The sequence below is a fragment of the Streptomyces sp. CY-1 genome, from assembly GCF_047218265.1.
In the GTDB taxonomy this organism is placed as follows: Bacteria; Actinomycetota; Actinomycetes; order Streptomycetales; family Streptomycetaceae; genus Streptomyces; species Streptomyces niphimycinicus.
On the sequence record NZ_CP178393.1, the window covers coordinates 114,604 to 140,461 of the forward strand.

The window sequence follows — 25,858 nt, forward strand, 5'->3', positions numbered from 1 at the left end:
GGAGCAACCACATGCCTGTCCTCACCGGAGGCCAGATCGTCGCGCGGACCCTGCGCAACTACGGCGTCGACTACGTCGCCGGCATTCCCGGTCACGGCATCTGGTCTCTGACCGACGCCTTCCTTGACAACGAATCCAAGATCCCGTTCATCCAGACCTTCCACGAGCAGAGCGCCGTCCACCTCGCCGACGGCTACTACCGTGTCACCGGCCGTCCCCAGGCCGCGGTGACCTCCATCGGCGCGGGCGCCAGCAACACCGTGATCGGGATGGGGACCGCTTTCACCGACTCCACCAGCGTCCTGGTCATCACCGGCGGTCCGCCGACCCACATGCGCGGCCATGGCCTGCTTCAGGAACTCGACCGCTACACGGCCAACGACTTCCCCAAGGTCGCCGAGGCCGTCAGCAAACGGCACTGGGTCGTCACCCGCGTCGAGGAGCTGCCCTTCGTCCTGCACCGCTGCTTCAACTCCATGCTGACCGGTCGCCCGGGTCCCGTGCACCTCGAGGTGCCGATGGACGTGCAAGCCGAGGCCGCGAACGTCGACCTGCATGACCTGGCGCGACGCGTGCCCGTCGGACGCCAGCACCCCGACCCGGAAGCGGTGGACCGCGCCGTTGAGGTGCTTCGTGGAGCCGCCCGGCCGGTCATCGTCGTCGGCGGTGGCGCCGTCACCTCCGATGCCTCCGACCAGGTCCTGGCTCTGGCCGAACGCTGGCAGATTCCGGTCGTGACCACCTGGAACGGCAAGAGCGCCTTTCCCGAGGACCATGCGCTGTTCGCCGGCAGCGTCGGTCAGACCGGCACACTGGTCGGCAACGCGATCGCCAGTTCCGCCGATGTCGTGGTCTCCGTCGGCTGCCGCTTCACCGACTGGTCGGCCTCCAGCTACGCCAAGGGCATCAGCTTCTCCATTCCGCCGGCGAAGCTCATTCACATCGACATCGACCCCCACGAGATCGGTAAGAACTACCCCGCCGAGGTGGGTATCGTCGCCGACGCGCAGCGAGCTGTGGCCGCGATCGTCGGCTCCCTGCCCGCACAGGGTGCCGATCGCTCCGAATACCTGGCCGAGCTGGCCACTCTCAAGGAGCAGTGGGAGGAGACGCTCGCCGGGCGCCGCGACAGCGACCGCTTCCCCTTCACCTCACAGCGCCCGCTGGGTGCCCTGCGCTCCGCCCTTCCCCGCGACGCGATCATCGTCGCCGGCTCGGGCAACGCCCAGGGTGCGGTCAAGCAGACCTTCCCCGTGTACTCCCCGCGCACTCACCTCACCTCGGGCGGCTTCTCCTCCATGGGTTGGGCCATCCCGGCCGCGGTCGGCGCCAAGCTGGGCCGGCCGGACCGCCCCGTGGTGTGCGTCCTGGGCGACGGTGACTTCCTCATGACCGCGCAGGAGATCGCTCTGAGCGTCACCACCGGCGCACCGGTGGTCTTCGTCGTCCAGAACAACGCGGGCTACATGTCGATCCGCGGTGGCCAGCGCAAGCAGACCTCCCGGCACATCGGCACGGAGTTCTCGTATCCCGACGGCACGCCTTACTCCCCCGACTTCGCCGCCATGGGCCGGTCCTTCGGCATCGAATCGTGGAAGGTATCGGACGCCGACTCCCTGGAGCCGACCCTGCACAAGGCAGTCCAGTCGGGCGAACCCGCCCTGGTGGAAGTCCCGACGGACCGTGACGCGGCCGGCCCCTGGGTGCCTGGCTGGTGGGACTTCCCGGTGCCGGCGTACATCACGGACGAACGGCAGGAGGAGTACCAGCGCACTCGGTCCACCGAGCAGCACCTCTGAGGAGTTCTCCCAGACTCCGCAGCCGCTGCGCTCGCAGCGGCTGCGGGGCGGGAGGCCGCGCGCGACAAGGACTCGCTCCACGGCGAGCGCCTCACCGCGCGGCCGACCCAACCGGCCGGCTCATGCACCACCGTCGCCTCGCCCGTGACTCCGAAACCCACCCCCACCGCTCCGCAACGAACTGGCGCGGCACCCGAACCTCGAACCGAACAACCTCAACCGCCGGCCCGACCCCGGCTGGTCGTGACCGGCGAGGTCACCGGTGGGCGCGACGTCGACGACGTCGTCGAGCTGGACGTCGTGCGCGTCGAGCCCACCGCTAACCCCGAGCGACCTCAGCGGTGTGCGCGGGGGTGTAGCGCTCGCCCATCACCTGGTCGCTCAGCGGGTCCAGCGCGGCCAGCGCCCCGGCGTCCAGGGTGAGCTCCAGCGCGGCCGCGTTCTGCTCCAGCCGGGCAGGGCTGCGGGTGCCCGGAATGGTCGCCACCGCCACCCCGAGCCGCTCGGCCTGGGCGTACACCCAGGCCAGCGCCACCTGGGCCGGGGTGGCACCCAGCCGGTCGGCCACCTCGCGCACGGTCTGCGCGATCTTCTCGTTGGCCTCGCCCGCCTCGCCGGCGAAGCGGGGGTTGGTGCGCCGGAAGTCCTTCTCGCCCAGTGTGGAGCGGTCCAGGGTGCCGGTCAGGAACCCCCGCCCCAGCGGCGAGTACGGCACCAGCCCGACCCCCAGCTCGGCCATCACCGGGGTGACCGCCTCGACGTCGCGGGTCCACAGCGAGTACTCGCTCTGCACCGCGGTGATCGGGTGCACCGCGTGCGCCCGGCGCAGCAGCTCGCCGTCGACCTCGGACAGGCCCAGATGGCGGACCTTGCCCGCCTCGACCAGTTCGGCCATCGCCCCGACGGTCTCCTCGATCTCCACGTCCTGGGGCGGGCGGTGGGCGTAGTACAGGTCGATCACCTCGACGCCCAGCCGCAGCAGCGAGGCGTCGCAGGAGCGCAGCACGTAGTCCCGGGCACCGCGGATGTGGCGTGCCCGGTCGCCGGCACTGCGGTCGATGCCGAACTTGGTGGCCAGCCGCACCTGGTCCCGGCGGCCGTGGATGGCCCGGCCCACCAGCACCTCGTTGTGCCCGGTGCCGTAGGCGTCGGCGGTGTCCAGGAACGTGATGCCCAGCTCCAGGGCCCGGTCGATGGTGGCCAGGCCGCCGTCCCAGTCGGCGGCGCCATAGCTCTCGCTCATCCCCATGCACCCCAGGCCCATCGCGCTGACGGTGAGACCGGGCGAGCCGAGCGTGGTTCGGGTGATCATGCGCGGATACTCCTCCTGCCCGGCGGACCGGGCGGTACCTTGAGCACTGACGAACGCCTCCGAAACTAGGACTTGGAGCGCGCTCGAAGTCAAGCCGGAGGACCGGCCCCCGCCGGCGGGTCAGGCGCGGCGGGAGCGGGTGAGGGTGAAGCGGTCCACCGGCAGCAGGTCGCCACAGGGCCCGGACACCGCGTAGTAGGTGACGTGCATCGCGGTGGTGGGCCCGCCGCCGCCCGAGTCCACGTCGAAGGCGGCGAAGCCGCAAGAGCGCCCAGACCACCGCCCCGACAGTTCCCGCCATCAAAGCCTGCGGCGACCGCATCACAGCACGTCTGCCGGTGGGGCCGGCCTGCGCAGTGGCGCCTACCCGAGTTCTCGTCCTCGTCCTCGTCCTCGTCCTCGACATCGTGCACCTGTTGAACAGCACGACCGCGTTCAACACGAGGCCGAGGGCACAGAGCTGGTCTTCCATGCCTTCGTAGTAGCGCTGGCGCAGTTCGGTGGAACAGGTCCCGGCCGAGGGCGTGGCGGCCTTCCTGGAGGTTGCCCTGGGCTTTCATGGTGCGCCTTTCGCGCCGAGCCCGGCGGCCTGGTCGTTGACCATCTTTCAGCCAGGTCGCGCCCTTCTTCCGGTTGAAGTAGCGCGGGTTGGGCCCGGCGTGGAGGGTGTTGACCGGCACGACGAACCGCGTCCCGTCCACGCTCGCGACGTGCCCGCCGCCCCACATCTGCGCCGACCCGATCCCGGCCTGGGCGTCGATCAGGGCGGCGTTCGCGGCGCGGATGGTGTCCAGGCGCAGGTAGTTCGCGTTGACGTGCGCGAGGCGGTCACGGGTCAGGGCGGGCATCCCGGGTTTGAGCACGGGCCGCCAGCCGACGTTGCGGGCCTCGGCGACCAGCAGCGCCTCACACCCGACTACCCAGAGCGCGTCGAGCAGATGCGCATCGCCGCGTCCATTGGCCGTGCACCCTCACCCGACCAGGCGGTACTCGGGATGCTCATCAACGACCTCGGCCCTTGGCTCGCAGTCGAATACACAGCCGTGCACGGCGAGAAGGCCCCGCGTCCCTGACGGGCAGGGACGGGCCGTTCTCACCTACGCAGCCATCCAGCGGAGCACGGCACGGCGCCACGCTCACCGAACTACACCTGACTACTGATTGGAAACACGCACTCACCGTCGGCGACGTCGGTGCTGCGAAGTACGAACTCCGGTACCGGAGGAAGCGCGCTGTAGGGGTCGTAGCACTCGGTCATGTCCGATCCTTCGGCCGTCATCACTACGATCACTGGTCGTGCGTGGTTGACCGGAACCGCGCAGTTCTTCCTCGACCCGGAGGATTCGCTCCCGGAGGGCCTCTACCTGTGATCCCGTTTCTGGAAGGCGCCCCGCCCATGGCGGCCGCCATCGATGTCCTGCGCAAGAGCTTGCTCGACGGACTGGACCCGGAGGCGGGGCCGCCGCGCTCCGTCGTCCCGGTGCCACACGGCCAGCTCCTGCTCATGCCCGCGCACTGGAGGAACTACGCCGGGGTGAAAATGGTGACCGCGGCACCGGGCAACGCGGCCCGTGGCCTCCCCCGCATTCAGGGCAACTACCTGCTCCTGGACGGCGAGACCCTCACACCGCTGGCCCTGCTCGACGGGATCGCCCTCACATCCGTACGCACCGCCGCCGTGTCGGCGGTGGCCGCCGACGCGCTGGCCGGGCCGGACGCGAGCCGACTTGTCCTGTTCGGAACAGGACCGCAGGCCCGGTCCCATCTCGAGGCCCTTCGCTGCGTCCGGCCGATCCAGGACGTCGCGGTCATCGGCCGGAACGCCGACCGTGCCCGCGCTTTCGCGGCCGAGGCCGGGGCGCGGGTCGGCACCGTGGACGACATCGTGCACGCGGATATCGTCGCGTGCTGCACGACGGCACGCACCCCGTTGTTCGACGGCGCCCGGCTGCCGGCATCGGCGACCATCGTGGCCGTCGGCTCGCACGAGCCCGACGCCCGGGAGGTCGACGAAACGGTGGTCGCCAGGTCCACGGTGATCGTCGAAGCGGTCTCGGCCGCGCTGCGCGAAGCCGGCGATGTGGTCCAGGCGGTCCAGGCGGGCGCCGTCGATCCCGGCGAGCTGGTGTGCCTGGCCGATGTCGTATCGGGCAGGCACGAGATCTCCCCGGACCGGCCGCGCTTCTTCAAGAGCGTAGGCATGGCCTGGGAAGACCTGGTGCTCGCCGCGGCCCACTTCGAGGCAGCCGGGATATGAACTAGCCGTCCTGGCCGGGCGATCAAGGGTGCGGTGTCGAGCGTGGGGGCAGGTCCTGCTCCCCACGCCGTACGCGCCGCCCCGCTCAACACCCATGTTCCCGCCGACGGCTTCAGCCGCCGCATTCGGACCCGCCCAGCACACCGACCGCAACCGCGTCCATCCGGCCCGGCTCATCGCTTCGGCCCCGCCACCGGCACGGTGGGCGGATGCCTGTCCATCGCCGGGACATGTAACCTCACACGCCCGGTGCGGGCCGCACGGCGATCCCGTTCCGCTCGAGCAGCGCCGTAGTCACCCCGTCTCCCGGCACCAGCTCCCCGGTGAACGATCCGTCGTACACCACACCCCGTCCGCACGATGGACTACGCGGCATCAACAGCGCCTCCGTGCAGCCTCCCTGCCGCGCCGCCGCAAGGGCGCGCCGTGCACCGGTCACGAACGCCTCCGTCACGTCATGCCCGGTGTCCGCAACGACCCGCGCCGTCCCGTCGAGCACGTCGTGCCCGTCACCGCCCACCAGCTCGGCCGGCCTCCGCGGCGTCGCGAGCCCGCCCGCGACCTCCGGGCAGAAGGAGACGACCTCGCGACCGGCCACTGCCGCCTCGAACTCCGCCGAAACCTTATGACGTCCGTCGAAGCGGCACGGCACCCCGCGCAGACACGCGCTCACCAGGATTGCTTCCATGCCGCCAGGTTAACCATGCGGCGGGCTGGTGCGGTCGTCGGTCCGCGGAGCGGAGATGTCCCTGACCGAGCTCGCGACCAACCTCCAGACGGAGTTCACTCGGCTCGAGGCCGAGGCAACCGGTACTGCATAGAGACGCTGGCCCGCGGCGAAGGTCAGCGTCACCGCCAACTCGCGCAGCTCCACCTCGAAGGCGGAATCACCGCCGATGTCAGGCATGTCCCCGGCGGAGGTGGCTCTCCGAGGCCGGCGGCGACCCTGGCATACGCCTTGAGAAAAACTTCTGGCCGACCCCACTGGCGCTTCTCGCACAGCCGTCTGAAGACCGCCTGTTCCGCTCGCGTCTCGCCTCCGCGTTCCATTTGTTCTACGGATGCCCGATCACCGTAGTCCCCCAGGATGAACCGGCCCCAGTGCGTAACCAGCCACAAGTCCGAAAGTCCGATCGCGGGACTCTCCGCACTACCGGGCGGCTCACCGGAGCGCCAGTGACCAGGGTCGGCACCTTCGAGGAAGAACATCCGTTCGGCGATCCCTGAATTCACTGACTTTTTATGCGCGAACGGTTCCCTGTTGTTGTGCTTGAAAGTCGGTAAGGAGCAGTCCTCGGATGGCGTGCTCTCAAAATGGGGGTCGATCCGGGCGCGCTGCTCGTTGAGATCGAATCGGAAAGAACGCGAAGTACGTCCGGTAACGGCAACCGGCCAAACTCCCTGGCTCGACGCCAAGGTTGATCGGCAATCTCGGTGGGGCAAGCCAGACGGCGCGGTTCACCCCACGCCACCCTCATCGCTCACACGGGGAAGGAACCCTTTCATGAACGCTCGCAAGCACATCGCCCTGGCCGCCTCCGCGGCCGTTCTCACCGGAGGGTTCGCGCTCGCCGGCGCCACCGGCGCCACGGCCTCGGTCCCGCGATCGACCGGGACGGTCGCCGCCGTGCAGCATCACTCGGCCGGGCGGGGGCAGGCCGATCACACGGCGGCGGACCGACGGCAAACACGGACCCCGGCACCGCAATTCCCATCCCGGAGGGGGTCCCGCAAGCGTGTCCTCAATGCCGGTCGGCGGTCTGGTTCCTCGGGTCGTCGACGATTCCGCGGAACTCGTCGTCCGCAACGCGAAAATCCACACCGGAGACCCGAACCGCCCGCAGGCGGGGGCGATGGCCGTCCGGAACGGTGTGATCACGGTCGTCGGGGACGACAAGGACGTGGCCCCGCACGTCGGTTCGGCCACCAAGGTGGTCGACGCGCTCGGCCGACGGGTGGTCCCGGGTCTCAACGACGCCCATCTGCACGTGATTCGCGGCGGGCTCAATTACGTACTGGAGCTGCGCTGGGACGGGGTGCCCACGCTGCGGCAGGGCCTGGGGATGCTGCGCGAGCAGGCGGCGCGTACCCCCAAGGGCCAGTGGGTGCGGGTGGTGGGCGGCTGGTCGGCAGAGCAGTTCGCCGAACGGCGGTTGCCGACCGTCGCCGAGCTGAACGCGGCCGCCCCGGACACCCCGGTGTTCGTCCTGCACCTGTACCAGTCGGCCGTCCTCAACCGGGCGGCGCTCAAGGTCGCCGGATTCGACAAGGACACCCCCGACCCGAGGGGCGGCCAGATCGTGCGGGGCCGGGACGGCGAGCCGACGGGCATGCTGCTGGCCGCGCCCAGCGCCCTCATCCTCTACTCGACGCTGGCCAAGGCGCCGGTGCTGGACCAGGAGCACCGGAAGTCCTCGACCCGGCATTTCCTGCGCGAGCTGAACCGGTTCGGGCTGACGTCCGCGATCGACGCGGCCGGCGGCTTCCAGAACTTCCCCGAGAACTACAGCACCGTCATCGAGCTGGCCGAGGCCGGTGAGCTGTCGCTGCGCATCGCCTATCACCTCTTCCCGCAGACCCCGGGCCAGGAGGTGGCCGACCTCACCCGCTGGATCGAGATGGCGGACTACGGGGACGGCCACGAATGGCTGCGTCTCAACGGCGCGGGCGAGAACCTCACCTGGGCGGCCGCCGACTTCGAGAACTTCAACCAGCCGCGCCCCGAACTCGACGACTACGAGCCGGAGTTCGAGAAGGCGGTGCGTCTTCTCATGGAGAACGGCTGGGGATTCCGGCTGCACGCCACCTATGACGAGACCATCCGCCGGGATCTCGCGGTCTTCGAGAAGCTGGCCGCCGAGGGCCTCTTCCCGGCCGGGAACCGGTGGTTGTCCGACCACGGGGAGACCGTGTCGGCGGAGAGCCTCGACCGCGTGACCGCGCTCGGCGGTGCGATGTCCGTGCAGAACCGGTTGTCCTTCCAGGGCGAGGCATTCCTGCGCCGCTACGGCCCCGGTGCCGCCGCCGACGCCCCGCCCATCCGGGAGATGCTGGAGCGCGGGCTGACCGTGGCCGCCGGCACCGACGCCACCCGGGTCTCCACCTACAACCCATGGGTCGCCCTGCACTGGCTGATCAGCGGGCGCAATGCCGGTGACCTCGTGCTCCGCCCCCGGTCCAACCGTGTCGACCGGCAGACAGCCCTGCGCATGTTCACCCGGGCCGGCGCCGAACTGACGGGTGAGGAGGGGGTCAAGGGCATCCTGCGCCCGGGCTTCTTCGCGGACCTCGCGATCCTCTCCGACGACTACTTCACCGTGCCCGAGCCGGAGATCGCCCACATCGAGTCGCTGCTCACGGTCACCGGCGGCCGGATCGTCTACGCCGCCGGCGAGTACGAGGGCCTCGACGAGGAGCTGCCGGCCATCACCCCCGGCTGGAGCCCGGTGGCGCACTTCGGCGGCTACCAGGCGGCCCCGCGCGGACCGGCGGGCGTACGCCAGGCGGAGGCGCTGGGCGAGGCCGTCAGCGAGTCCGAGCTGCACCGGGCATGGCGGGTCCGGCGCGGCCTGATCCCGGACGGCGCCGCCACGCCGTCCGACACCTGCTTCCTCTGAGACTCCCGGAAGAAGGACGGCACGTGCCCCTCCTCCCTCCGGGTCACCATCCCACCCTTCGCTGAGAAAGGTTCTTCGTCATGGTCGACATCGCCCGGGTAACCGCTGCCCCCAGCCCCGATCTGCTGACCTCCGACAACTGCGCCGTACTGTTCGTGGACCACCAGCCGCAGATGTTCTTCGGCACCGCCAGCGGCGACCGCACCTCGAGCATCAACTCCACCCTGGGTCCGGCCAAGGCCGCCAAGGCGTTCGACGTGCCGGCCGTGCTGAGCACCGTGGCCGCCGAGTCCTTCTCCGGCCCGATCCTGCCGCAGCTCGCGGACGTCTTCCCCAGCCAGAAGGCGACCTTCACCCATGACTTCCGCCCGGCCCCCGTCCACTACCACGCCTCGCTCTACTACCTGGGCGACCTGGCGGCCGCGGCGGTCCGCGCCGAGCGGGTGGACGACGCGCGCACGGTGGTCGACGCCGTGGAGCGGCATCTGAAGCCCGACCCCTCCCCGCGTCTGGCCGCCGTACTCCACCGGGCCGCCGCCCTGCTGACCGACACCGACGACGTCGAGCACCACTTCCGCACCGCCCTCGAGGACCCGGCCACCGACTGCTGGCCCTTCGAAAAGGCCCTCGCCCGGCTCGACTTCGGCGAGTGGCTGCGCCGGCGCCGCCGCAGCGCCGAGGCCCGCCCGCACCTCAACGCGGCACTGGAGTGCTTCCAGCGCCTCGACGCCCGCCCCTGGGCCAACCGCACAGCCGCGGAACTCCGGGCCGCAGGAGCCCCGGCAGGGACGGCCGCGACCCCGGCGAGCGAGCTCACCGCGCAGGAACGGCAGATCGCCGGACTGGCCGCTCAGGGCCTGACCAACCGCGCCATCGCGGCCCGGCTCTACCTCTCGCCCCGGACCGTCGGCTACCACCTGCACAAGATCTTCCCCAAGCTCGGCATCCGCGCCAGGGCCCAACTCCGCGACGCCCTCTCGCGGGATCCGCAGCAGTGACCATCTGCGGACCCTCTGGTCGGGCCGCCTACGGCGCGGCGGGCCGCACCTGCTCGGCATCCTCCTGCGGGTCCACCATGCGCATGACCTCACCGGGCGCGCGCGAGGTGTGTTCCTCGATGGTGTAGAAACGCACCTCGTGACCGTCGGGGTCATGCAGCAGTGGCAGCAACCATCCGCGCAGGCCGCGCCAGACGCCGCCGTGCGGCTCGCCAAGGGCCTCCAGGCGAGCGGCGAGCGCCTCGATCGCGGCGGTGTCGGGCACCGCGATCGCGAAGTAGTCGAAGCCGGCGGCGACCTCGGCCCGGCCCGGGTCGAGCCGCAGCGCCAAGTCCGGTCCGCCGGCCGGATGGCTCAGCACAACCTCTGTCAACACCCCCCGCTCGACGAACTCGGCTGCCCGCCGGTAGCCGAGCGTGCGCCCGTACCACGCCTCGGAGCGGGCGAGGTCGCGTACCGGCAGCTTCAGATGGTGGACGCCGACGAAGCCCGGAATATCAGCTTCCACATTCATGGCTCACCTCAGGACAGGATGGCTCGGCACTCAGGAGTCGAGGTCGATCGTGACCAGCTTGCTCTTCTCGTCCAGCTTCCGCACCTGCTGCCGCTTGTCACCTCCGTCGACAAGCTCTCCGCCCAGGCGCCCCGGGGCCCGTCCGCAACTCGGTGACGAAAGACCGACCGTCGCCGACCACCGTCCCATCGCCGCCCGGCTGAGCTTCCCCGGTTCGCGGGAGGCGGTTTCGGCTGGTCAGGGTGGATGCGGGAGCGGATAATTTCAATCCTTCGGTCGTTGCCTGACTGGCGTGGTAGGCGTGCTCCCATTCGTTGGTGCCGAGCCGCTCAAGACGTTTTTGGATACGTCTGGTGTCGCAGAAATCCTCGATGTACTCGAACAGCACGGTGACGGCCTGGGCCCAGGTGATCGAGCCCTTGGCCTCGCGGACCGCCCCCATCGTGGACTGCCAGGTCCGCAGTGCAGCAACCTCGCGTCCAACACCTGGGACGCCCGGTCCCGCGCCAGTTGGGGCGAGATCGGCAGGACGGACTACGCGCAGCTACTGCGCAGCAACACCTTCTACCGCGCCAACTATCTGCCCGGGATGATGGGGCAGCAGGGGTTCTCCGGCAACGACAGCCTACAGAAGATCGAAGTCACCATGGCGCGCGCGGCATCCCTGAACGCGGGCATCAACTTCGAGACCAGCGTGCAGAGTCTGGCATCGGGGTCGAACACGGCCGCGCTGCTGGAAGCGGTCAGGGTGTGGGAGGCCGCGCGCGCCGCCGGCGCCTTCAGCACCGACCAGAAGAAACTGCTGGGCGACCCGGACTCGTACTGGCACCTGAGCGAAGTGACGCCAAATCAGGAATGGTCCCTGCAACAGACGGACTCCTCGGGGAAGGCCACCGGCAAGCCCCAGCCGGTCAACGCCCCGAAACCGGGCTTCACCACGCCCCGGCCGCCCGACGCCCGGATCGGCACGCTGTACGCGTTCAAGGTCACGTCGAGCACCCCGCGCACGGTGCGCTACGAGATCACGAGCACTCGGCGGTGCGTCGCTCGCGATGACCCGCCGGGGAGCCGAAGAGCCGCCCACCGCAGCGGCCGTCCTCGATGAGGGTACGGGCACTGCTAGCTCTCGACGCGCTCAAGGCCGCGCACGGCCGGGATTGCCAGCAGCAGGGCGCAGGCGACGAGCGCCATCGACGCGGATACGCTCAGCAGCGGCACCGTCCCCGCGACGACCGCGAGCGGCCCCGCCAGTGCCTGCCCGACCGGCTTCATCACCAGCGAGCCGGCCGCGTCGTAGGCGTGCACCCTGCCGAGGACGTCCTGCGGGATGTGCGTCTGCACGCTCGTGTGGAACATGACGATCCAGAACGCCATGCCCACACCGCTCACCCCGTAGCACCCGGCGATGAGCGGCGCGGGAAGGCCGAGAGCGACCCCCAACGGCATAAGCGCCCAAAGGATCATGGAGAGGGCGCCGGCCCGGAGCGGATATCGCGGACGGAGCCTGATCGCGGCGACCCCGCCCAGCACACTTCCCGCCCCGAGGGACGACATGACCAAGCCGAACGTCGATGCTCCGTAGTCGGTGACGAGCGTGCTGTTGCCGAGGGTCATGGTGGGACCGGCGCCGGCCAACTGCCAGAGCATGAAGACGACGATGACGCTCCACAGCCAGGTCCTGGCCCGGAACTCCCGCCATCCCTCGACGAGATCGGCCCGGAACGACGATTCGCCGTCCCGCGCGGCCGGGCCCATCGGGACCGAGCGGAGCAGGAGTAGGCAGACGCCGCTGACCCCGTAGGTCAAGGCGTCGAGGCCGACCACCGTCGCCGGTGAGGAGACCGCCAGCAGCAGGCCGGCCAGCGACGGGCCGATCACGGCGGTGACGGACTCCGAGATGCGGAGTGTGGCGTTGGCCTTCTGTACGTCCTGGGCTATGCGCGGGGTGATGCTGGCGACTCCCGGCTGGAAGATTGCGCTGCCCGCCCCGATCAGGGCCAGCAGCACCAGGATCTGCCACAGCCGCGGCGTACCCAGCAGGAACAGCAGCGCCAGTACCGCCTGAGAGCACAGCCGAGCTGTGTCCGAGACGACCATCAGCCGCCGGGCACCGAAGCGGTCGGACAGCACCCCGCCAAAGATGATCAGTGCTGCGAACGGCGCTACGAGCGCGGCGAGCGCATAGCCCACCCCACTCGCCCCGTATCCGGCCCGGATCACGGCGGCCGTGATCGCGACAGGGAGCATCGCGTCGCCCAGCAAAGAGGTGGTGCGGGCGGTGAAGAACAGCCGGAAGGCCGCTGTCCACAGCGACGGATCAGACGAGGTCTCCTTGACTTGCAGGTCACGGGCCGTGTCCGAGCCAGCCACCGCACACCGCCCCATGTATGCCGTTGATCCCGACCAGGGCGACAGTGTCGTGCCGCGGCCAACCCTCAGTCAACGGAATGTGTTCGACGACCTCAGCACGTACGCGCGTTTGAAGACACCGACCAACGACCTCGTGCGTGATCGGCCGTGGTATGTCGAGGGCTGTGTGCGATGCCGTGCTCGACGCGGATACGCCGTGAGGAGTGCGCCTCGCGCACCTCGCCGAGCACGCACGTGATGGTGGAGCTGTCCACGCCGAACCAGCGGGCCGGCACGTCATGAGTGGTGCCGTGGCGCAGGCTCATCAGTGTGGCCGGCCGCCGGTCGACGAAGACAAGCTTGTGCACACACGAGGTCGTCAGGGCTGGACAGGCGGGTGGTAGGGCAGCGTGGTGGACAGCAGGGTGAGCAGGCCGAGCACAATCGGCAGCAGGGCGACGAGGTAGAGGAAGGTGTAGCCGACGATGTCGCGGGCCTTGAGGCCGAGGACGCCCAGCAGCGGGAGCATCCAGAACGGGTTGATGAGGTTGGGAAGTGCTTCGGCCGCGTTGTAGACCTGGACGGTCCAGCCGAGGTTGACGTTGAGGTCGTTGGCGGCCTGCATGACGTAGGGCGCCTCGATGATCCACTTCCCGCCGCCGGAGGGGATGAGGAAACCCAGGATGACGGAGTAGGCGCCCATCATCAGCGGGAAGAGGGCCGAGGATCCGACGCCGGTGAAGGCCGAGGCCAGGTAGTGGGACAGGCTGTCGCCCCCGCCGTTGGTGGCCTGGGTCATGATGGCGGCGATGCCGGCGTAGAAGGGGAACTGGATGAGCACGCCGGCCGTGGCCGGAACCGCCTTGGTCACCGCCGCGAGGAACCGGCGTGGGCGCCAGTGCAGCAGCATGCCGAGCGTCAGGAAGAGCAGGTTGTAGGTGTTGAGTGCGGAGATCGCGACGATGGGGTCCTTGCCGGCGAACTCCTGCACGGCCCATCCGGCGACGAGGGCGACGACGACGAAGGTCAGCAGAGGGCTGTACTCCAGCCACTCCCCCGGCCGGGTGCGGGGCTCGTCGTCTTCGACCGGGTCGCTGGGGTCGATGCCGAGGTCGGCCGCGGTGCGCACGCTGTCGCCACGTGGAGCGGTGAGGTAGGCGATGGACACGCAGACGACGATCACGACAGCCGCGAGGGTGAGGGACTGCCAGGTGAAGATGGTTTCCCGGAAGGGGATGACGCCGGTGATCGACAGCAGGGACGGCGACAGGCTCTCCGCGTTGGCCTGGAGCTGAGCGGCCGAGGAGCTGAGACCGAGGGCCCAGCTACCGCCCAGGCCGAGGTAGGCGGCCGCTGAGGCGGCCCGGTAGTCGACGCGCAGATTGTCGCGTTCGGCCAGGCGCCTGACCAGCAGGGCGCTGAAGATGAGGCTGAGTCCCCAGTTCAGCAGGGCGGAGGTGAGGCTGACGGTGGCGACCATGGCGACGGCGCCCCGCTCTGTGGCGGGGATCTGGGCGAGGCGGATGATGACTCGCTGGACGGGGCGGGAGGTGGCCACGACATAACCGCCGATGGCGACCATGGCCATCTGCATGGTGAAGGGGATCAGGTCCCAGAAGCCGTTGCCGAAGACAGCGGCGACCTTTGCGGGACCTGATCCGATACCCATTGCCGCGATGGCCACGACGGCCACGGTCAGGAGCGCGAAGACGAGGGTGTTGGGGAACCACCGTTCGGCCACGGCCGCGCTGCGGGTAGCAGCGCGGGCGAGGAATCCATCGCGTGGCGGTTGCTGCGGTGCGCAGTCGCCGCCCTCTTCGGGCCTCTGCTCGATCATGATGGCTCCTGGCAGGCGTGGGCCCGGGGGGACGGGCCGTGTGAGCGGTAGACCGCCGAGGCGGCGGTGAGGTCGGCGAGTGCGCTGCCGACCGCTTTGAAGACGGTGATCTCTTCCTGGGTGCGGCGGCCGGGGATGGTGCCGGCGCACAGGTCGGGCAGGGTTCCGGCGATGTCGTCCGGGGTGAGGAGGCCGGCGTCGATGGGCTGCGTCAGATCACCGGATTCGTGCAGGGCCTGTGGTGTGTCGATGAAAATGGTGCCGCGGCGTATGCACCGGTCGTCAGCCTCTCGCATGGTGGGGCGGAAGCTGCCGATGAGGTCGAGGTGGGTGCCGGGTTCCAGCCAGTCGCCGTTGATGACGGGCTCGGTGGCGAGGGTGGCACAGCTGATGATGTCGGCTTCGGCGGCCGCGGGGGCCAGGTCGGCGACGGCACGGGCGTCGAGCCCTTGTTGCTTCAGGGTGTCGGCCAGGCGATGGGCGTGGCCGGAGGACCGGTCGTAGACGAGCACACTCCGGATGTCGAAGACGCTGCGGTACGCCTCGGCGGCGAGACTGCCCACATGCCCGGCTCCGACCACCAGGTGGGTGGTGCTCTCGGGGCGTGCGAGGTAGGTGGCGGCCAGAGCGGAGGTCGCCACGGTGCGGCGCCGGGTCAGTTCATTGCCGTCGATGATGGCCAGGTGCTCCCCGGTGGCGGCGCTGGCCAGGACGAATGCGGAGGACAGAGCCGGCCTGCCGTGGCGGGCGTTGGCGGGGAAGACGTTGACGAGCTTGACACCCAGGAACTGGCGGTGGGACCAGGCGGGCATGAGCAGGAGGGTGGCGTCGGTGTCGGCGTCGACGGTGTGGTGGTGGCGGGCGGGAGTGCTGGCGCCGTCGACGAAACCTTGCCGGAGCGCGGGGATGAGGTCGTGGAACGGCAGTGCTTCGATGGTCTGTTGGGCGTCGATATTCAGCATCGTCGTCTTTCGATCAGGCGGTCAGGCGGTCAGGCGTCGAGAGTGACGTCGGTCACGGGCATGGCCTGGCAGGTCAGGCACTGGTCGTCGGCCAGGTCCTCCGGGCGGGTGACCAGATGCGCGACGCGCCCGTCCAGGACGGTGATGGCGCAGCTTTCGCACTGGCCCAAGCGGCAGCCGCTGGGCAGGCGGATCCCTTCCTTCTCGGCCAGTTGCAGCAGGGTGCCGTCTTCTCTGCGCCAGGTGACCTCGCGGTTGGCGCGGGTGAAGCGGACGGTGGCCTGTGCTCTTTCGGGGATGTCGACGCGCTGTGGGGCGGCGTGGAACCTTTCGGTGAAGATGTCGAAGCGCGGCACGCCTCGGCCGACAAGGCCGGTGGTGAGGTCGGAAAGCATGGCCTCCGGTCCGCAGAGGTAGAACCGGGCGCGGCGTTCGATGAGTCGGGCATCGACGTCGGTGGCGCTGATGCGTCCGAAGTGGTGGTAATCGCGGCCGATGGCGTCGTGGGGTTCCGGTCGGCTGTAGTGGGTGTGGACGCGTAGCTGCGGGATGGCGTCCCGCAGTTCGCTCATGCGGTCCCGGAAGGCGTGTGAGGTGGAATTTCGGCTGCCGTAGTGCAGTACGACCTCGGGGACACTGCCGCCGCCGCGGGCCAGCGTCTCGAGGTAGCCGATGAACGGCGTGATCCCGATTCCGGAGGCGAGGAGCACGACTGGCCGGCTGATGTCGGGCGGGATGGCGAAGAGTCCTGCCGGTGCCGTCAGATGCACGCGTTTCCCCTCGATCGCGGTTGCGTGCACCTGGCCGGAGACCTGTCCGTCCGGCACGCGGCGTACGGCGATGCTGTACGACGTGCGGTCCTTGTCCTGCGCGGGGCCGGTCAGGGAGTAGCAACGTGCCGGTGATCGTTCCGCGCCTGCGGGGCCGGTGGTGGAGAAGCCGAGGGTGATGTGCTGGCCTGGCCTGAAATCGGGCAGCTCCGAACCGTCGGCGGGTTCCATGCTCAAGGCCAGGACATCGGGTCCTTCCGGTACGGCGGAGACGATGACGAACTCCTTGGTCCCTTCCCATAGAGACGTCGCGATGGGTTGGATGTCGCAACTGCTGGACCTCATCGGCACCGACCCACTGATCGGGTCGCGTACGTCGTCGCCGATCAGGAGGTTGTAGTTGCTGCCGGCTTCGTCATAGGGATCGAAACTCGGCAGTGCCAGGTCCGGAGCCTGCTGCCACCAGCCGTATTCGGCGCATACGACATCCTCGTGCAGATCGTGGTCGATACGTGCGCGCATGCGGATCGTCCCCATGCGCGTGGACAGCGCCACCCACTGGCCATCGCTGATGTTGCGCCGCTGTGCCAGTGCTCCGCTGATGTCGACAGTGGGTTCCGGGCTGCGCTTGCGCAGGGAGGACAACCCGCGGTGCTGGCTGTGGCAGAAGTAGCCGTTCTTCGCGCACGTCAGCAACAACGGGTAGCGGGAGTCGGGTTCGGTACCGGGCGCGGAATGGATGGGGACAGCGGAGTAGCCGTGCCACGCGAGCCGTTCCGAGTACAGCTCGACCCGTCGGGTCGGGGTGGCGAACCCAGTGACCCGGCCGTCTTCGGTGCTCCGGGCGTACTTGCGGTAGACCGTTTCGAGTGGGACCCGCAGGCCGCGAGGATGGCGGCGGAGTTCGTCGACGGTCAACCCCAGGGGCCCCAGTTGATGATTCCAGCCGGCCGTGACATCGCCGTTGAAGAAGTCGGCGCCCATACCCAGACGCTGTGCAAGGTCGAACACGACTTCGGTGTCGGAGCGGGACTGGCCCACCGGCTCCACCATGCGCGGCCGGAGCTGGACGTGTTCCTGGGCCCGCCGGCTGATCTCGAATCCCGCCCTGATCGCCTCGTGTTCCCAGGGGCTGTTGACCGGAAGCACAATGTCGGCGAACTGGGAGGTGGGGTTGGGGAAGAGATCGAGGTGCACGTAGAAGTCGAGGTTGCGAAGAGCGGCGGCGGTGCGTCGCGGATCCGGCTGTGAGAGCACCAGGTTGCTGCCGAATCCGACCAAGGCTCGTACCGGGTAGGGATCCTGCGACAGGATCGCGCGGCACAGATCCCGACCGCTGATCCAGCCCTGGGCAGGGGGGCCGAGCGGGTGTTCCGCCATGCCGAGGGCCTTGGCCCGCTGGTCGTGTGGGAGCTGGGTCAGGTCGGTGGCCGGATTCAGGGCGTGCCGTGGCCATATGACATTGCCTCCGGGCGCGTCGTAGCTGCCGGTCAGCGCGTACAGCGTGGCGATGGCTCGCTCGGTCTGGGTGGCATTGGCGTGTTGCCCGACGCCGGTCCATGCGTGGTAGGACACGGACCGTGCCCGGATGAGTGCGTCCGCGAAGGCGGTCAGCTCCGCCGGCTCGATGCCGGTGGTGCGGGCGGTTTCCTCCACGGTCCACGGCCGGCAGGCGTCGCGGTACCGCTCGAAGGCGGGCTCGCAGTCGACCGTGCCGGTGCGGGTACGCACTCGATGGATGCCGTGCAGGGCGAAGCGGCCGGGGTCCCGCGCGGCGCGGAGGGTGTCGTATGACCGCCAGGTGTCGTCAGCGGTGTCCCAGACGACGTAGCCGTCGAGGTCCGGATCGACCTCTTGGGCACGCAGAAGGTGTCCTGTGTCATGGCGAACGAGCAGGGGAGCATTTGTCCAGGCCCGAACGAATGCGTCGTCGTAGCCATGACGTTCCAGCACAAGCCGGGCGACGCCCAGGGCGAGGGCCGCGTCCGCACCGGGGCGGACCCGCAGCCACTGGTCCGCTTCCAGCGCACTGGTCGAGCGGCGGGGGTCGATGACCGCCAGGCGGGCTCCATCCGCTCGGGCTTGCGCCAGGGCCGTCGACTGAGCCAGCCATGTCTTGGCGGGGTTGTGGCCCCAGAGCACGGCGAGGTCTGTCGCGGCGAAGTCCGCGGTCGGCAGTGAACTTCCGAACGTGAAGGCGTGGGCCCAGTCCTTGTGCCAGTTGCACACTTCAGTGGAGTAACAGGTGTTGGGGCTGCCGAAGAGGCGGATGAAACGCTCGATCCAGTCGATGGAGTCCGACAGTGCGGTAGCGCTGGGCGAAGTCACGGCGAAGGCCACAGCTTCCGCGCCGTCCTGAGCCTTGATCCGTCCTAGTTTTTCGGCGGTCTCGCTCAGTGCTTCCTCCCAGCCGATGGGCTCCCACCTGGGGTCCGGATCGGACTTGGGAGTGGTCCGCCGAAGCGGCTGGGTCAGGCGGTCCGGGCTGTGCACGATTTCTGGTGCCGCGCGTCCTTTCGGGCACATCGCCGCACCCGTCGGATGCTCGGGGTCGGGCCGCACTCCCCGCAGCGCACCTGCCTCAATGGTGTAGACAGCACCGCATCGAGAGCGGCACAGAGTGCAGTACCCGTGCTTCTCAGTCATCATTACTCCTGAGTAACCGGTTACCGACCACCGGTCGCCGGTAAGACGTTAAGATGCATCCAGGTGGGAGCCACGTCAAGAAGAGTTGAAGAGATGAACGGAGAACCGATGGCACCCGACGCGCTGACCGGCCCGCTTCAGCGCACGAACCTGCGCGAACAGGTCCTTGCCCTGGTCCGACAGGCATTGGTATCCGGGGAGATCCGACCGGGAGACATCTATTCGGCCGCGGCCCTGGCGACCAGGCTGGGCGTCTCCAGCAGTCCGGTCCGGGAAGCCATGCTGACACTGGTGAACGAGGGCCTTATGGAGCCCGTCCGCAACCGCGGCTACCGAGTGATCCCCATGAGCGAACACGACCTCGACGAGGTCTATACCATGCGGTTGCTCTTGGAGGTCCCCGGCACGCTACAAGCGGCTGCGAATGCCCAGCCCGAGGACCTCACACGCCTGACGGTCATCGCGGACGAGATCGCGAAAACGGCTCGAGAAGGTGATGTCGTCGGCTTCCTCGAAGCGGACCGACGCTTCCACCTCGGCCTGCTCCAACTGTGTGGCAACCGGCGCCTGGTGGCCACTGTCGCCGCAATGCGGGACCAGACCCGGCTGTACGGCCTCGAGGCACTTGCGGAACGGGGGGTTCTCGACAACTCCGCCCACGAGCACCACCACATGCTCGAAGCCATCGCCCGCAACGACATGAACGGCCTGGAGGACCTGATCCGCCAGCACCTACTGCATGTCCGCTCCGACTGGGCGCGACCTCACAGCGTCTCCCCCGCTCGCGATCACCCGCCGCGAGAGGGCGGGAAGCAATGACGTAGCGGGGAGTTCGGCGATGGAGAGCTGAAGCCGCCGGCAGCGTAACCGCTGGGGGCAGCTCCAGCGCGGTGCGCTACCGGCGGGCAATGGTGCCGCCGACCCCGGCCGACGGGAGCGCCGTGCCGATGATCGCTCGGCTGGTGGCCGCGGACGAGGACACCAGCCACGAGGTTGTCCACCACTTCGACGGAAGCCCGGTTCATCCCTCCAACACGGTCAGCGCCTCCAGCTCCGGGAACCCCGACCCGAGCGGGAAGTACGGCACCCAGGCGATGTTGTGTTCGCGGCAGAGGCCGAGCACGGGCTCGGACGAACGGTCGACGAGGCTGTAGGCGTTCTGCACGCAGACGACGCCGGCCGGCAGGGCGTGCCGTAGCTGGTCCGCGTCGACGCGGCAGAGGCCGATTCCGCCGATCAGCCCGGCGCCCGGCGTGCGCAGATTCGCCTCCAGCTCGGAGCGCAGTTCGGCGGGCTTTTGCGCCGGACGCAGCCCGTATTGGCCGCCCGGGTCGCTGGTGGCGCCGACCTTGCCGGCCAGCACCAGGTGCCCGGGGTAGGGATGGGTGCGGCTCGGATGCGCGAGTTGACGCGGCCCGCTCCGTAGAACTCGGCGGTGTCGATGTGGTCGAAGCCCAGCTCGGCGGCCCGACGCAGCACAGCGAGGGCGGGCTCGTCGTCACCGTGCTCGAGCTGCATCGCGCCGTGGCCGATGCGGGCGACGGGACGCCCGGCGCAATCGGGACCGCCTCCTCGAGGTGGCGCACGCCGCCTACCGTGCCGAGCGCTCGCAGTTGTGCTCCCGCGTGGAGCCGCTGCTCACCGAGCACGAGCCCGTCACCGCACCGCGCACGTGGATGGACGACCATGCCGACTTCATCGCCACCAAGCGCGGCATGGCCGAGACGCACAAGGCGATCACCGCAGAGGACACGATCGCCTCCGCCCCGCGCGAGCGAACATCAACGGCGCGGTCGGCGCGCTGATCGCCGCCGGGGCGCGAGAGGGCACGCTCCGGGCAGACGTGCGCCCCGACGACGTCGTCAGCACCCTGGTAGGGATCTTCCTCGCGACCGACGACCGCGAGCAGGCCGGGCGGATGCTCGACCTGCTCGTCGACGGCTTGCGGGCCGGGACGTCGGCGAAACGCGGCTGACGGGGCCGACGACCACAACCGGTGATCTCCACGGCGCCGGTGAGGCACCGCCAGGTATCGCGGCCTTGAAGCTGGTGCTGTGACCGCATAGGTTCGCCGGGTTGGTCGTCGTGGCGGTTGGATGTGCGGTGACGTCCGATCCGACCGCTGCTGGCGCGGTGGCCGAGCCTGCCCGTGTGCGCAGACTGACCGACCAGGAAGGGCAGCGGCTGCAGCAGATCGTGCGCCGGGGCAGCACCAACTCGGTGCGCTATCGGCGCGCGATGATGCTGCTGGCCTCGGCCGGCGGGAATCGGGTGCCGGTGATCGCCGTGGCGGCCGACGAGGACACCGTGCGCGATGTGATCCACCGGTTCAACGAGATCGGCCTGGCCTGCCTGGACCCTCGGTGGGCGGGAGGCCGTCCCCGCCTGCTCAGCGATGACGACGAGGACTTCGTCGTCCAGACGGCCGCCACCCGCCCCACCAAGCTCGGCCAGCCTTTCACTCGCTGGTCGCTACGCAAACTCGTCGCCTATCTGCGCACAGTCCACGGCCGAGTGATCCGTATCGGCCGCGAGGCGTTACGCGGCCTGCTCGCCCGCCGTGGAGTCACCTTCCAGCGCACCAAGACCTGGAAGGAATCCACCGACCCCGACCCCGACCGCGAGGCGAAGCTGGACCGGATCGAGCACGTCCTGGACCGTTTCCCCGACCGGGTCTTCGCGTTCGACGAGTTCGGCCCACTCGGGATCCGGCCCACCGCAGGCTCGGGCTGGGCCGAACGGAAACACTCCGACCGGGTGCCGGCCACCTACCACCGCACCCATGGAGTCCGGTACTTCCACGGCTGCTACTCGGTCGGCGACGACATGTTGTGGGGCGTCAACCGCCGCAAGAAAGGTGCCGCGAACACGCTGGCCGCGCTCAAGTCGATCCGCGCCGCCCGGCCCGACGGCGCCCCCATCCACGTGATCCTGGACAACCTGTCCGCCCACAAAGGCACCGACATCCGCCGCTGGGCTACAAAGCACAAGGCCGAGCTGTGCTTCACCCCGACCTGCGCCTCATGGGCCAACCCCATCGAGGCCCACTTCGGACCGCTGAGGCAGTTCACCATCGCCAACTCCAACCACCCCAACCACACCGTGCAGACACGAGCCCTGCACGCCTATCTACGCTGGCGCAACGCCAACGCCCGCCACCGCGACGTCCTGGCCGCCGAACGCAGGGAACGCGCCCGCATCCGAAGCGAGAAGGGCATCCGCTGGGGCGGACGCCCGCTCAACACCGCAGCCTGACCAACCGCGAACTTACACAGCCACAGCGCATCATCGGTCCGCTCGTGGCCAAGCGCGGACGACCGAAGCGCAGTGAAGATGATCTCGGCTGGGCAGACCCGGAGCCCCGAACGGGGCCGGTTCAGGAGAAGGACGGCGCCAGAGGAGAATGACTCAGGAGGCGGACGGCTCGATCTCCCCCGCGAAGACGATGACCTGGTCGATGAGGCTCCGCCGCAGATGGACGACGTCCGTTCCCGCCAGGCGGGGGCCTCCATCCGGCGTCGTGAAGACCCACTGGTACCGGGCCCACTCGCCCGGCATGTCCACCGCCGAACAGCGCACCATCGTGCCGGTCCCCGCCGGGTGGCGCCGGATGTCCAGCACGAACCGCTCGACCGCCTCGATCCCCTCACTGCGACCCAACGGCCCCCAGAAGACCACGTCCGAGGTCAGGGCCTGGGAGAGCAGCGCAGTCACATAGCTGTCGTCCGAGGCGTTGAACGCGGAGATGAACGTGTCGATCGCGGACCGCGCGGTCTCTTCCTGCATGCACCAGTAATACCACTCGCCTCGCGGACCGCGCTCGTCCCGTGAACCGTCTCCCACCCACGGTGAACCATCCCGGTCACAGCACTAGGCATGCAGGCGCTTGATCCAAGGGTGAGGTCCGTACGTCTTGGAGATCGCGTCGACGAGCCAGCGTCGCTGCTGATCCGTGAGCACGGGCAGGGCAGCGTCGAAGTCCTCTTCGTCCTTGGGTCGAGGTGTCTTGGCCTTGTAGTAGAGCTGAACGTCCGGAGCAAGAAAGGGGACACCCTCAGCCGAGGTCATCCCCAGCGAGCTGATCGGCCTGCGCACCCGAGGGTCACGCCGTGACACCCATTCCCGGCCGCGGGACTCGTCGATCATGATCTGAATGCGCCATGGATCGTCGGCCCCGGCTCGGCACCAGATGTCATGCACTCCCAGGGACAGGACCTCGTCCGGCACCCACGGACGCAGGCTTCCCGGCGGGTCGGCGGCCCACCATTGCCAGCCCGACAGCGCCTGCTGGGCCATGAGCTGGTCACGCCGCAACAGCAGGACATCGACGTCCCCATGGCTCCGGATTCGGCGGCCCACCGCGAGCTCGATCGCGAGTCCCCCAGCCACCCACCAGCGGGACTCCAAGCCGGAGAACCTCGCGACAACCTCGCTCAGCGATGCGGGATCCCACCTGCCAAACGGACCCCGGAGACGTGTCATGCCGCTCATACTCCCCTGGCTCCCCTGAACCGACGCACAAGGCCGGGCGATGAGACTCACTGTACGGAACGGCCCCCTGGAACCTGCCCCATAACCTCTTGCCACCCAGCCTGTGGGTGGGCGGGCCCGTGAAGAGGTCCGCCACGACTGCCCGGCCAGTTCCTGGACGTCCGGTAACCACACGAGGCATTGAGGGCGTGTCAGGCGTGGCCGCTGCCGAACTGCCGGGCTGCGAGCTCGGTGACCTGGGCAGCCAGGTCCGTCAAGGCGGAATCGCGCACTGCGGCGGCGTGCGCGAGCCGGGTCACGTCGTCTGCCCAAGCGCCACCACCCCGACGGCCAGCCAACGTTTGGCAGTCCCGCGAGACGCCGGATTGATCGACAGCAGTCGGGCCGGTCGCATGGCCACGCACAAGCTCACCAAAGCTGGACGTGCTCTCCTGGACGCGGCCTCGCCGCGACCAGATCGCCCCTGGGAAGGCCGGTCAGCGCCCGCGAGGGGCGTACATGATCACGGCCATCCCGGCGAGGCAGATCAGAGCGCCGATGACGTCGAAGCGGTCGGGGCGGTAGCCGTCGGCGACCATGCCCCAGGCGATCGACCCGGCCACGAAGATGCCGCCGTAGGCGGCGAGGATGCGTCCGAAGTTGTCGTCGTTCTGGAAGGTGGCCACCACCCCGTACAGGCCGAGCGCGATGACGCCGGCTTGGCCGCGCCGATGAACGTCAGTCGTGCGACCGCGTCCTCGCCGTACAGGCGGTAACCGGCCGGACTCCGTCCGGCGGACAGCAGCCCCGCGTCGTCATAGAAGCGCAACGTGGTGGCCGGGACGCCGGTGCGCTCGGCAAGCTGGGAGATTCGCATCGTGCTCACGCCCCCGAACGTAAACCTTCGACCCGACTCGAAGGTCAAGCCCAGCAGGACAGCCGGGTTCCGACCCAGTTCATGGTCCTCGACGCGCTCGGCCGCTTCGACGACGACACCGGCCCGCCGCAGTGCGCGAACGCGGCTGTTCGTTGACGGCCGGTGCCTGCCGGCCTGCCGCAGACGCGTGCGCACCCACTGCCCCGAACTCGACGCCCCGGCCTCGACGCCGTCACCGCCGGACTACGCGCGGCGGCAGGCTCGTTGTCGACGATGACCGCCGAGCTTGGTGAGCTGCCCGGTGCCGCGGCTCCAGTAGGGTCCGATCATGACCACGGAACACCCCAACTCGTGGGCTGCCGAAGCGATCCGGCGGGTACGGACAGACGGCCCGCATCTGACACCGACGCCCCTGCGCCCGCTTCCGCTACCCGCGATCCGGGACGTCGAGATCTACATCAAGGACGAGTCCGCGCATCCCACCGGCAGCATGAAGTATCGCCTGGTGCGGGCCATGTTCTGTGAGGCGATCGCAAGCGGCGCCATCAGGTCGGACACACCGGTGATCGCGGCTACGAGCGGAGCGGTCGCTGTCGCCGGAGCCCACTTCGCGAGACTGCTGGGCCTGGGGTTCACCGCCGTCGTACCGGCGACGACCTCTGTGGACGTCCTGGCAAGGATCGAAGGGGAGGGTGGACGGTGGCAGGTGGGCGAGCGGCCGCCCGCCGCGGTGCAGGAGGAGGCGAGGACGTTGGCCGAGCAGTTCGGCGGCCACTTCCTGGACCACTTCAGCGACGCGGAGCGGGCGGTGGCCGGGTGCGGTGAGCCAACGATCGCCGACGAGATCTTCGACCAGATGAGCGGGGAACCGCACCCGATCCCGGAGTGGATCGTCACTGGTGCCGGAACCGGAGCGACCTCGGCGGCGATCGGACGCCGCCTGCGGCGACACGGTGATCCGACTCGGCTGGCCGTGGTGGACCCGGAGAACTCCGCCTACTTCCCCGCGTGGGCGAGCGGGTGCGCCGACTACACCACGGGGATACCCTCGCGGATACCTGGCATCGGTCACCCACGCACCGAGCCCGGCTTCCTGCCAACCGTGATCGACCTGATGATCCCGGTACCGGACGCGGCGTCCATTGCGGCCATGCGGTGGCTTCGTGCCGCCGCCGGGATCGAAGCCGGACCGGCGACCGGCACCAACTTCTGGGGAACGTGCTACCTCGTGGCACGGATGCGCCAAGCGGGGACGCGGGGCAGCGTCGTCACCATCATCGGCGACATCGCTGATCCGTACCGGAACACCCACCTCAATACGGAGTGGGTCCGTGCGCGGGGACTCGACCCCGCGCCGTACGAGGCCGACATCGAGCTGTTCGCCCGCACCGGGGACTGGCCGGTCGGGTAGCGACCCGCGTGACAGCGAGCCCACCCCGCGAGCGGGATG

Annotated in this window: 23 protein-coding genes and 6 pseudogenes; 12 read left to right on the forward strand and 17 right to left on the reverse strand. The window is 69.3% G+C overall.

The window, feature by feature from the left end; translation table 11 throughout:
• Positions 1–11 precede the first annotated feature (11 nt).
• Positions 12–1,799 (forward strand): thiamine pyrophosphate-binding protein, encoded by a 1,788-nt coding sequence (locus tag ACK1X7_RS00605; protein ID WP_413114495.1) that lies wholly within the window; start codon positions 12–14, stop codon positions 1,797–1,799.
• Between the two features lie 319 nt (positions 1,800–2,118).
• On the opposite strand, the gene ACK1X7_RS00610 is transcribed toward ACK1X7_RS00605, so the two are convergent.
• The 3 genes and pseudogenes from ACK1X7_RS00610 to ACK1X7_RS00620 all read right to left on the reverse strand — a co-directional run.
• The gene (locus ACK1X7_RS00610) at positions 2,119–3,111 is read right to left on the reverse strand and encodes an aldo/keto reductase (protein ID WP_385156237.1); all 993 of its coding nucleotides are present in this window, start codon (positions 3,109–3,111) and stop codon (positions 2,119–2,121) included.
• 120 nt (positions 3,112–3,231) lie between these two features.
• Positions 3,232–3,354, reverse strand: a complete 123-nt coding sequence (locus tag ACK1X7_RS00615; protein ID WP_385156234.1) for a hypothetical protein — start codon at positions 3,352–3,354, stop codon at positions 3,232–3,234.
• A gap of 316 nt (positions 3,355–3,670) precedes the next feature.
• A pseudogene (locus tag ACK1X7_RS00620) lies at positions 3,671–4,028 on the reverse strand (Tn3 family transposase); the annotation flags it as partial.
• On the opposite strand from ACK1X7_RS00620, the pseudogene ACK1X7_RS00625 reads away from it, so the two are divergent.
• The 3 genes and pseudogenes from ACK1X7_RS00625 to ACK1X7_RS00635 form a co-directional block, all read left to right on the forward strand.
• Positions 4,029–4,184, forward strand: a pseudogene (locus ACK1X7_RS00625) (nucleotidyltransferase); the annotation flags it as partial. It abuts the pseudogene before it with no gap.
• A 198-nt stretch (positions 4,185–4,382) separates the two neighbouring features.
• Positions 4,383–4,481 (forward strand): annotated as a pseudogene (locus ACK1X7_RS00630) (proline racemase family protein); the annotation flags it as partial.
• A gap of 26 nt (positions 4,482–4,507) precedes the next feature.
• Positions 4,508–5,368: an ornithine cyclodeaminase family protein gene (locus ACK1X7_RS00635; RefSeq protein WP_390795986.1), complete on the forward strand. Its 861-nt coding sequence runs from the start codon at positions 4,508–4,510 to the stop codon at positions 5,366–5,368.
• 238 nt (positions 5,369–5,606) lie between these two features.
• Here the strand turns inward: ACK1X7_RS00635 and ACK1X7_RS00640 are convergent, their stop codons facing one another.
• Complete coding sequence (locus ACK1X7_RS00640) at positions 5,607–6,056, reverse strand: DUF523 domain-containing protein (RefSeq protein WP_385156228.1); 450 nt, start codon at positions 6,054–6,056, stop codon at positions 5,607–5,609.
• A gap of 1,057 nt (positions 6,057–7,113) precedes the next feature.
• Here ACK1X7_RS00640 and ACK1X7_RS00645 point away from each other — a divergent pair.
• Both ACK1X7_RS00645 and ACK1X7_RS00650 read left to right on the forward strand, forming a co-directional pair.
• A complete protein-coding gene (locus ACK1X7_RS00645) occupies positions 7,114–8,985 on the forward strand; it encodes an amidohydrolase (RefSeq protein ID WP_413116837.1) in 1,872 nt (623 codons plus the stop codon).
• Between the two features lie 80 nt (positions 8,986–9,065).
• Positions 9,066–9,983 carry a LuxR C-terminal-related transcriptional regulator gene (locus tag ACK1X7_RS00650; RefSeq protein ID WP_413114496.1) on the forward strand — a complete coding sequence of 306 codons (918 nt, stop codon included), beginning with the start codon at positions 9,066–9,068 and terminating at the stop codon, positions 9,981–9,983.
• Positions 9,984–10,011: 28 nt separating this feature from the next.
• Here the strand turns inward: ACK1X7_RS00650 and ACK1X7_RS00655 are convergent, their stop codons facing one another.
• Together ACK1X7_RS00655 and ACK1X7_RS00660 are read right to left on the reverse strand one after the other, a co-directional pair.
• Positions 10,012–10,497 (reverse strand): VOC family protein, encoded by a 486-nt coding sequence (locus tag ACK1X7_RS00655; protein ID WP_398159146.1) that lies wholly within the window; start codon positions 10,495–10,497, stop codon positions 10,012–10,014.
• 30 nt (positions 10,498–10,527) lie between these two features.
• Positions 10,528–10,686, reverse strand: coding sequence for a hypothetical protein (locus ACK1X7_RS00660; RefSeq protein WP_390795990.1), 159 nt, complete (start codon positions 10,684–10,686; stop codon positions 10,528–10,530).
• Positions 10,687–10,798: 112 nt separating this feature from the next.
• Here ACK1X7_RS00660 and ACK1X7_RS00665 point away from each other — a divergent pair, with 112 nt between their 5' ends.
• Positions 10,799–11,602, forward strand: coding sequence for a hypothetical protein (locus ACK1X7_RS00665; RefSeq protein ID WP_413114497.1), 804 nt, complete (start codon positions 10,799–10,801; stop codon positions 11,600–11,602).
• 14 nt (positions 11,603–11,616) lie between these two features.
• Here the strand turns inward: ACK1X7_RS00665 and ACK1X7_RS00670 are convergent, their stop codons facing one another.
• From ACK1X7_RS00670 to ACK1X7_RS00690, 5 genes are all read right to left on the reverse strand, one after another.
• Positions 11,617–12,867, reverse strand: coding sequence for an MFS transporter (locus ACK1X7_RS00670; protein WP_385158249.1), 1,251 nt, complete (start codon positions 12,865–12,867; stop codon positions 11,617–11,619).
• 92 nt (positions 12,868–12,959) lie between these two features.
• The gene (locus ACK1X7_RS00675) at positions 12,960–13,214 is read right to left on the reverse strand and encodes a hypothetical protein (RefSeq protein WP_413114498.1); all 255 of its coding nucleotides are present in this window, start codon (positions 13,212–13,214) and stop codon (positions 12,960–12,962) included.
• 11 nt (positions 13,215–13,225) lie between these two features.
• Complete coding sequence (locus ACK1X7_RS00680; RefSeq protein ID WP_385158252.1) at positions 13,226–14,683, reverse strand: short-chain fatty acid transporter; 1,458 nt, start codon at positions 14,681–14,683, stop codon at positions 13,226–13,228.
• Entirely contained in the window at positions 14,680–15,645 is a 966-nt protein-coding gene (locus ACK1X7_RS00685; protein WP_390795795.1) for an ornithine cyclodeaminase family protein, read from the reverse strand. The genes ACK1X7_RS00680 and ACK1X7_RS00685 overlap by 4 nt, the downstream gene beginning before the upstream one ends.
• Before the next feature lie 29 nt (positions 15,646–15,674).
• Entirely contained in the window at positions 15,675–19,064 is a 3,390-nt protein-coding gene (locus tag ACK1X7_RS00690; RefSeq protein WP_413114499.1) for a molybdopterin-dependent oxidoreductase, read from the reverse strand.
• Between the two features lie 105 nt (positions 19,065–19,169).
• Here ACK1X7_RS00690 and ACK1X7_RS00695 point away from each other — a divergent pair, with 105 nt between their 5' ends.
• Complete coding sequence (locus ACK1X7_RS00695) at positions 19,170–19,880, forward strand: GntR family transcriptional regulator (protein WP_390795793.1); 711 nt, start codon at positions 19,170–19,172, stop codon at positions 19,878–19,880.
• 202 nt (positions 19,881–20,082) lie between these two features.
• Here ACK1X7_RS00695 and ACK1X7_RS00700 read toward each other — a convergent pair whose 3' ends face one another.
• Together ACK1X7_RS00700 and ACK1X7_RS00705 are read right to left on the reverse strand one after the other, a co-directional pair.
• On the reverse strand, positions 20,083–20,424 hold the full coding sequence (locus ACK1X7_RS00700) for an aldo/keto reductase (protein WP_413114500.1): 342 nt from the start codon (positions 20,422–20,424) through the stop codon (positions 20,083–20,085).
• 104 nt (positions 20,425–20,528) lie between these two features.
• Positions 20,529–20,579: pseudogene (locus tag ACK1X7_RS00705) on the reverse strand (hypothetical protein); the annotation flags it as partial.
• 59 nt (positions 20,580–20,638) lie between these two features.
• Here ACK1X7_RS00705 and ACK1X7_RS00710 point away from each other — a divergent pair.
• The 3 genes from ACK1X7_RS00710 to ACK1X7_RS00720 all read left to right on the forward strand — a co-directional run bounded on the left by ACK1X7_RS00710 (position 20,639) and on the right by ACK1X7_RS00720 (position 22,316).
• On the forward strand, positions 20,639–20,866 hold the full coding sequence (locus ACK1X7_RS00710) for a hypothetical protein (RefSeq protein WP_390795800.1): 228 nt from the start codon (positions 20,639–20,641) through the stop codon (positions 20,864–20,866).
• Positions 20,866–21,036, forward strand: coding sequence for a hypothetical protein (locus tag ACK1X7_RS00715; protein WP_385153685.1), 171 nt, complete (start codon positions 20,866–20,868; stop codon positions 21,034–21,036). The genes ACK1X7_RS00710 and ACK1X7_RS00715 overlap by 1 nt, the downstream gene beginning before the upstream one ends.
• A 158-nt stretch (positions 21,037–21,194) precedes the next feature.
• A complete protein-coding gene (locus ACK1X7_RS00720; protein WP_413116838.1) occupies positions 21,195–22,316 on the forward strand; it encodes an IS630 family transposase in 1,122 nt (373 codons plus the stop codon).
• Positions 22,317–22,469: 153 nt separating this feature from the next.
• Here the strand turns inward: ACK1X7_RS00720 and ACK1X7_RS00725 are convergent, their stop codons facing one another.
• The 4 genes and pseudogenes from ACK1X7_RS00725 to ACK1X7_RS00740 form a co-directional block, all read right to left on the reverse strand.
• Entirely contained in the window at positions 22,470–22,847 is a 378-nt protein-coding gene (locus ACK1X7_RS00725) for a nuclear transport factor 2 family protein (protein ID WP_018088611.1), read from the reverse strand.
• Between the two features lie 84 nt (positions 22,848–22,931).
• Complete coding sequence (locus tag ACK1X7_RS00730; protein WP_413116839.1) at positions 22,932–23,543, reverse strand: nucleotidyltransferase domain-containing protein; 612 nt, start codon at positions 23,541–23,543, stop codon at positions 22,932–22,934.
• A 485-nt stretch (positions 23,544–24,028) separates the two neighbouring features.
• Positions 24,029–24,250 (reverse strand): annotated as a pseudogene (locus ACK1X7_RS00735) (YnfA family protein); the annotation flags it as partial.
• Positions 24,250–24,417, reverse strand: a pseudogene (locus tag ACK1X7_RS00740) (MerR family DNA-binding transcriptional regulator); the annotation flags it as partial. The pseudogenes ACK1X7_RS00735 and ACK1X7_RS00740, both read right to left, overlap by 1 nt.
• Before the next feature lie 319 nt (positions 24,418–24,736).
• Here ACK1X7_RS00740 and ACK1X7_RS00745 point away from each other — a divergent pair.
• Positions 24,737–25,819, forward strand: a complete 1,083-nt coding sequence (locus tag ACK1X7_RS00745; RefSeq protein WP_390795791.1) for a PLP-dependent cysteine synthase family protein — start codon at positions 24,737–24,739, stop codon at positions 25,817–25,819.
• The last annotated feature ends 39 nt before the right edge of the window (positions 25,820–25,858 follow it).

What these genes read in the sequence shown, in the direction of transcription:
- ACK1X7_RS00605 (WP_413114495.1), top strand. Translation starts at nt 12, where the DNA reads ATGCCTGTCCTCACCGGAGGCCAGATCGTCGCGCGGACCCTGCGCAAC.
- ACK1X7_RS00610 (WP_385156237.1), bottom strand. Translation starts at nt 3,111, where the DNA reads ATGATCACCCGAACCACGCTCGGCTCGCCCGGTCTCACCGTCAGCGCG.
- ACK1X7_RS00635 (WP_390795986.1), top strand. Translation starts at nt 4,508, where the DNA reads ATGGCGGCCGCCATCGATGTCCTGCGCAAGAGCTTGCTCGACGGACTG.
- ACK1X7_RS00640 (WP_385156228.1), bottom strand. Translation starts at nt 6,056, where the DNA reads ATGGAAGCAATCCTGGTGAGCGCGTGTCTGCGCGGGGTGCCGTGCCGC.
- ACK1X7_RS00645 (WP_413116837.1), top strand. Translation starts at nt 7,114, where the DNA reads ATGCCGGTCGGCGGTCTGGTTCCTCGGGTCGTCGACGATTCCGCGGAA.
- ACK1X7_RS00650 (WP_413114496.1), top strand. Translation starts at nt 9,066, where the DNA reads ATGGTCGACATCGCCCGGGTAACCGCTGCCCCCAGCCCCGATCTGCTG.
- ACK1X7_RS00655 (WP_398159146.1), bottom strand. Translation starts at nt 10,497, where the DNA reads ATGAATGTGGAAGCTGATATTCCGGGCTTCGTCGGCGTCCACCATCTG.
- ACK1X7_RS00660 (WP_390795990.1), bottom strand. Translation starts at nt 10,686, where the DNA reads ATGGGACGGTGGTCGGCGACGGTCGGTCTTTCGTCACCGAGTTGCGGA.
- ACK1X7_RS00680 (WP_385158252.1), bottom strand. Translation starts at nt 14,683, where the DNA reads ATGATCGAGCAGAGGCCCGAAGAGGGCGGCGACTGCGCACCGCAGCAA.
- ACK1X7_RS00685 (WP_390795795.1), bottom strand. Translation starts at nt 15,645, where the DNA reads ATGCTGAATATCGACGCCCAACAGACCATCGAAGCACTGCCGTTCCAC.
- ACK1X7_RS00690 (WP_413114499.1), bottom strand. Translation starts at nt 19,064, where the DNA reads ATGATGACTGAGAAGCACGGGTACTGCACTCTGTGCCGCTCTCGATGC.
- ACK1X7_RS00695 (WP_390795793.1), top strand. Translation starts at nt 19,170, where the DNA reads ATGGCACCCGACGCGCTGACCGGCCCGCTTCAGCGCACGAACCTGCGC.
- ACK1X7_RS00725 (WP_018088611.1), bottom strand. Translation starts at nt 22,847, where the DNA reads ATGCAGGAAGAGACCGCGCGGTCCGCGATCGACACGTTCATCTCCGCG.
- ACK1X7_RS00730 (WP_413116839.1), bottom strand. Translation starts at nt 23,543, where the DNA reads ATGACACGTCTCCGGGGTCCGTTTGGCAGGTGGGATCCCGCATCGCTG.
- ACK1X7_RS00745 (WP_390795791.1), top strand. Translation starts at nt 24,737, where the DNA reads ATGACCACGGAACACCCCAACTCGTGGGCTGCCGAAGCGATCCGGCGG.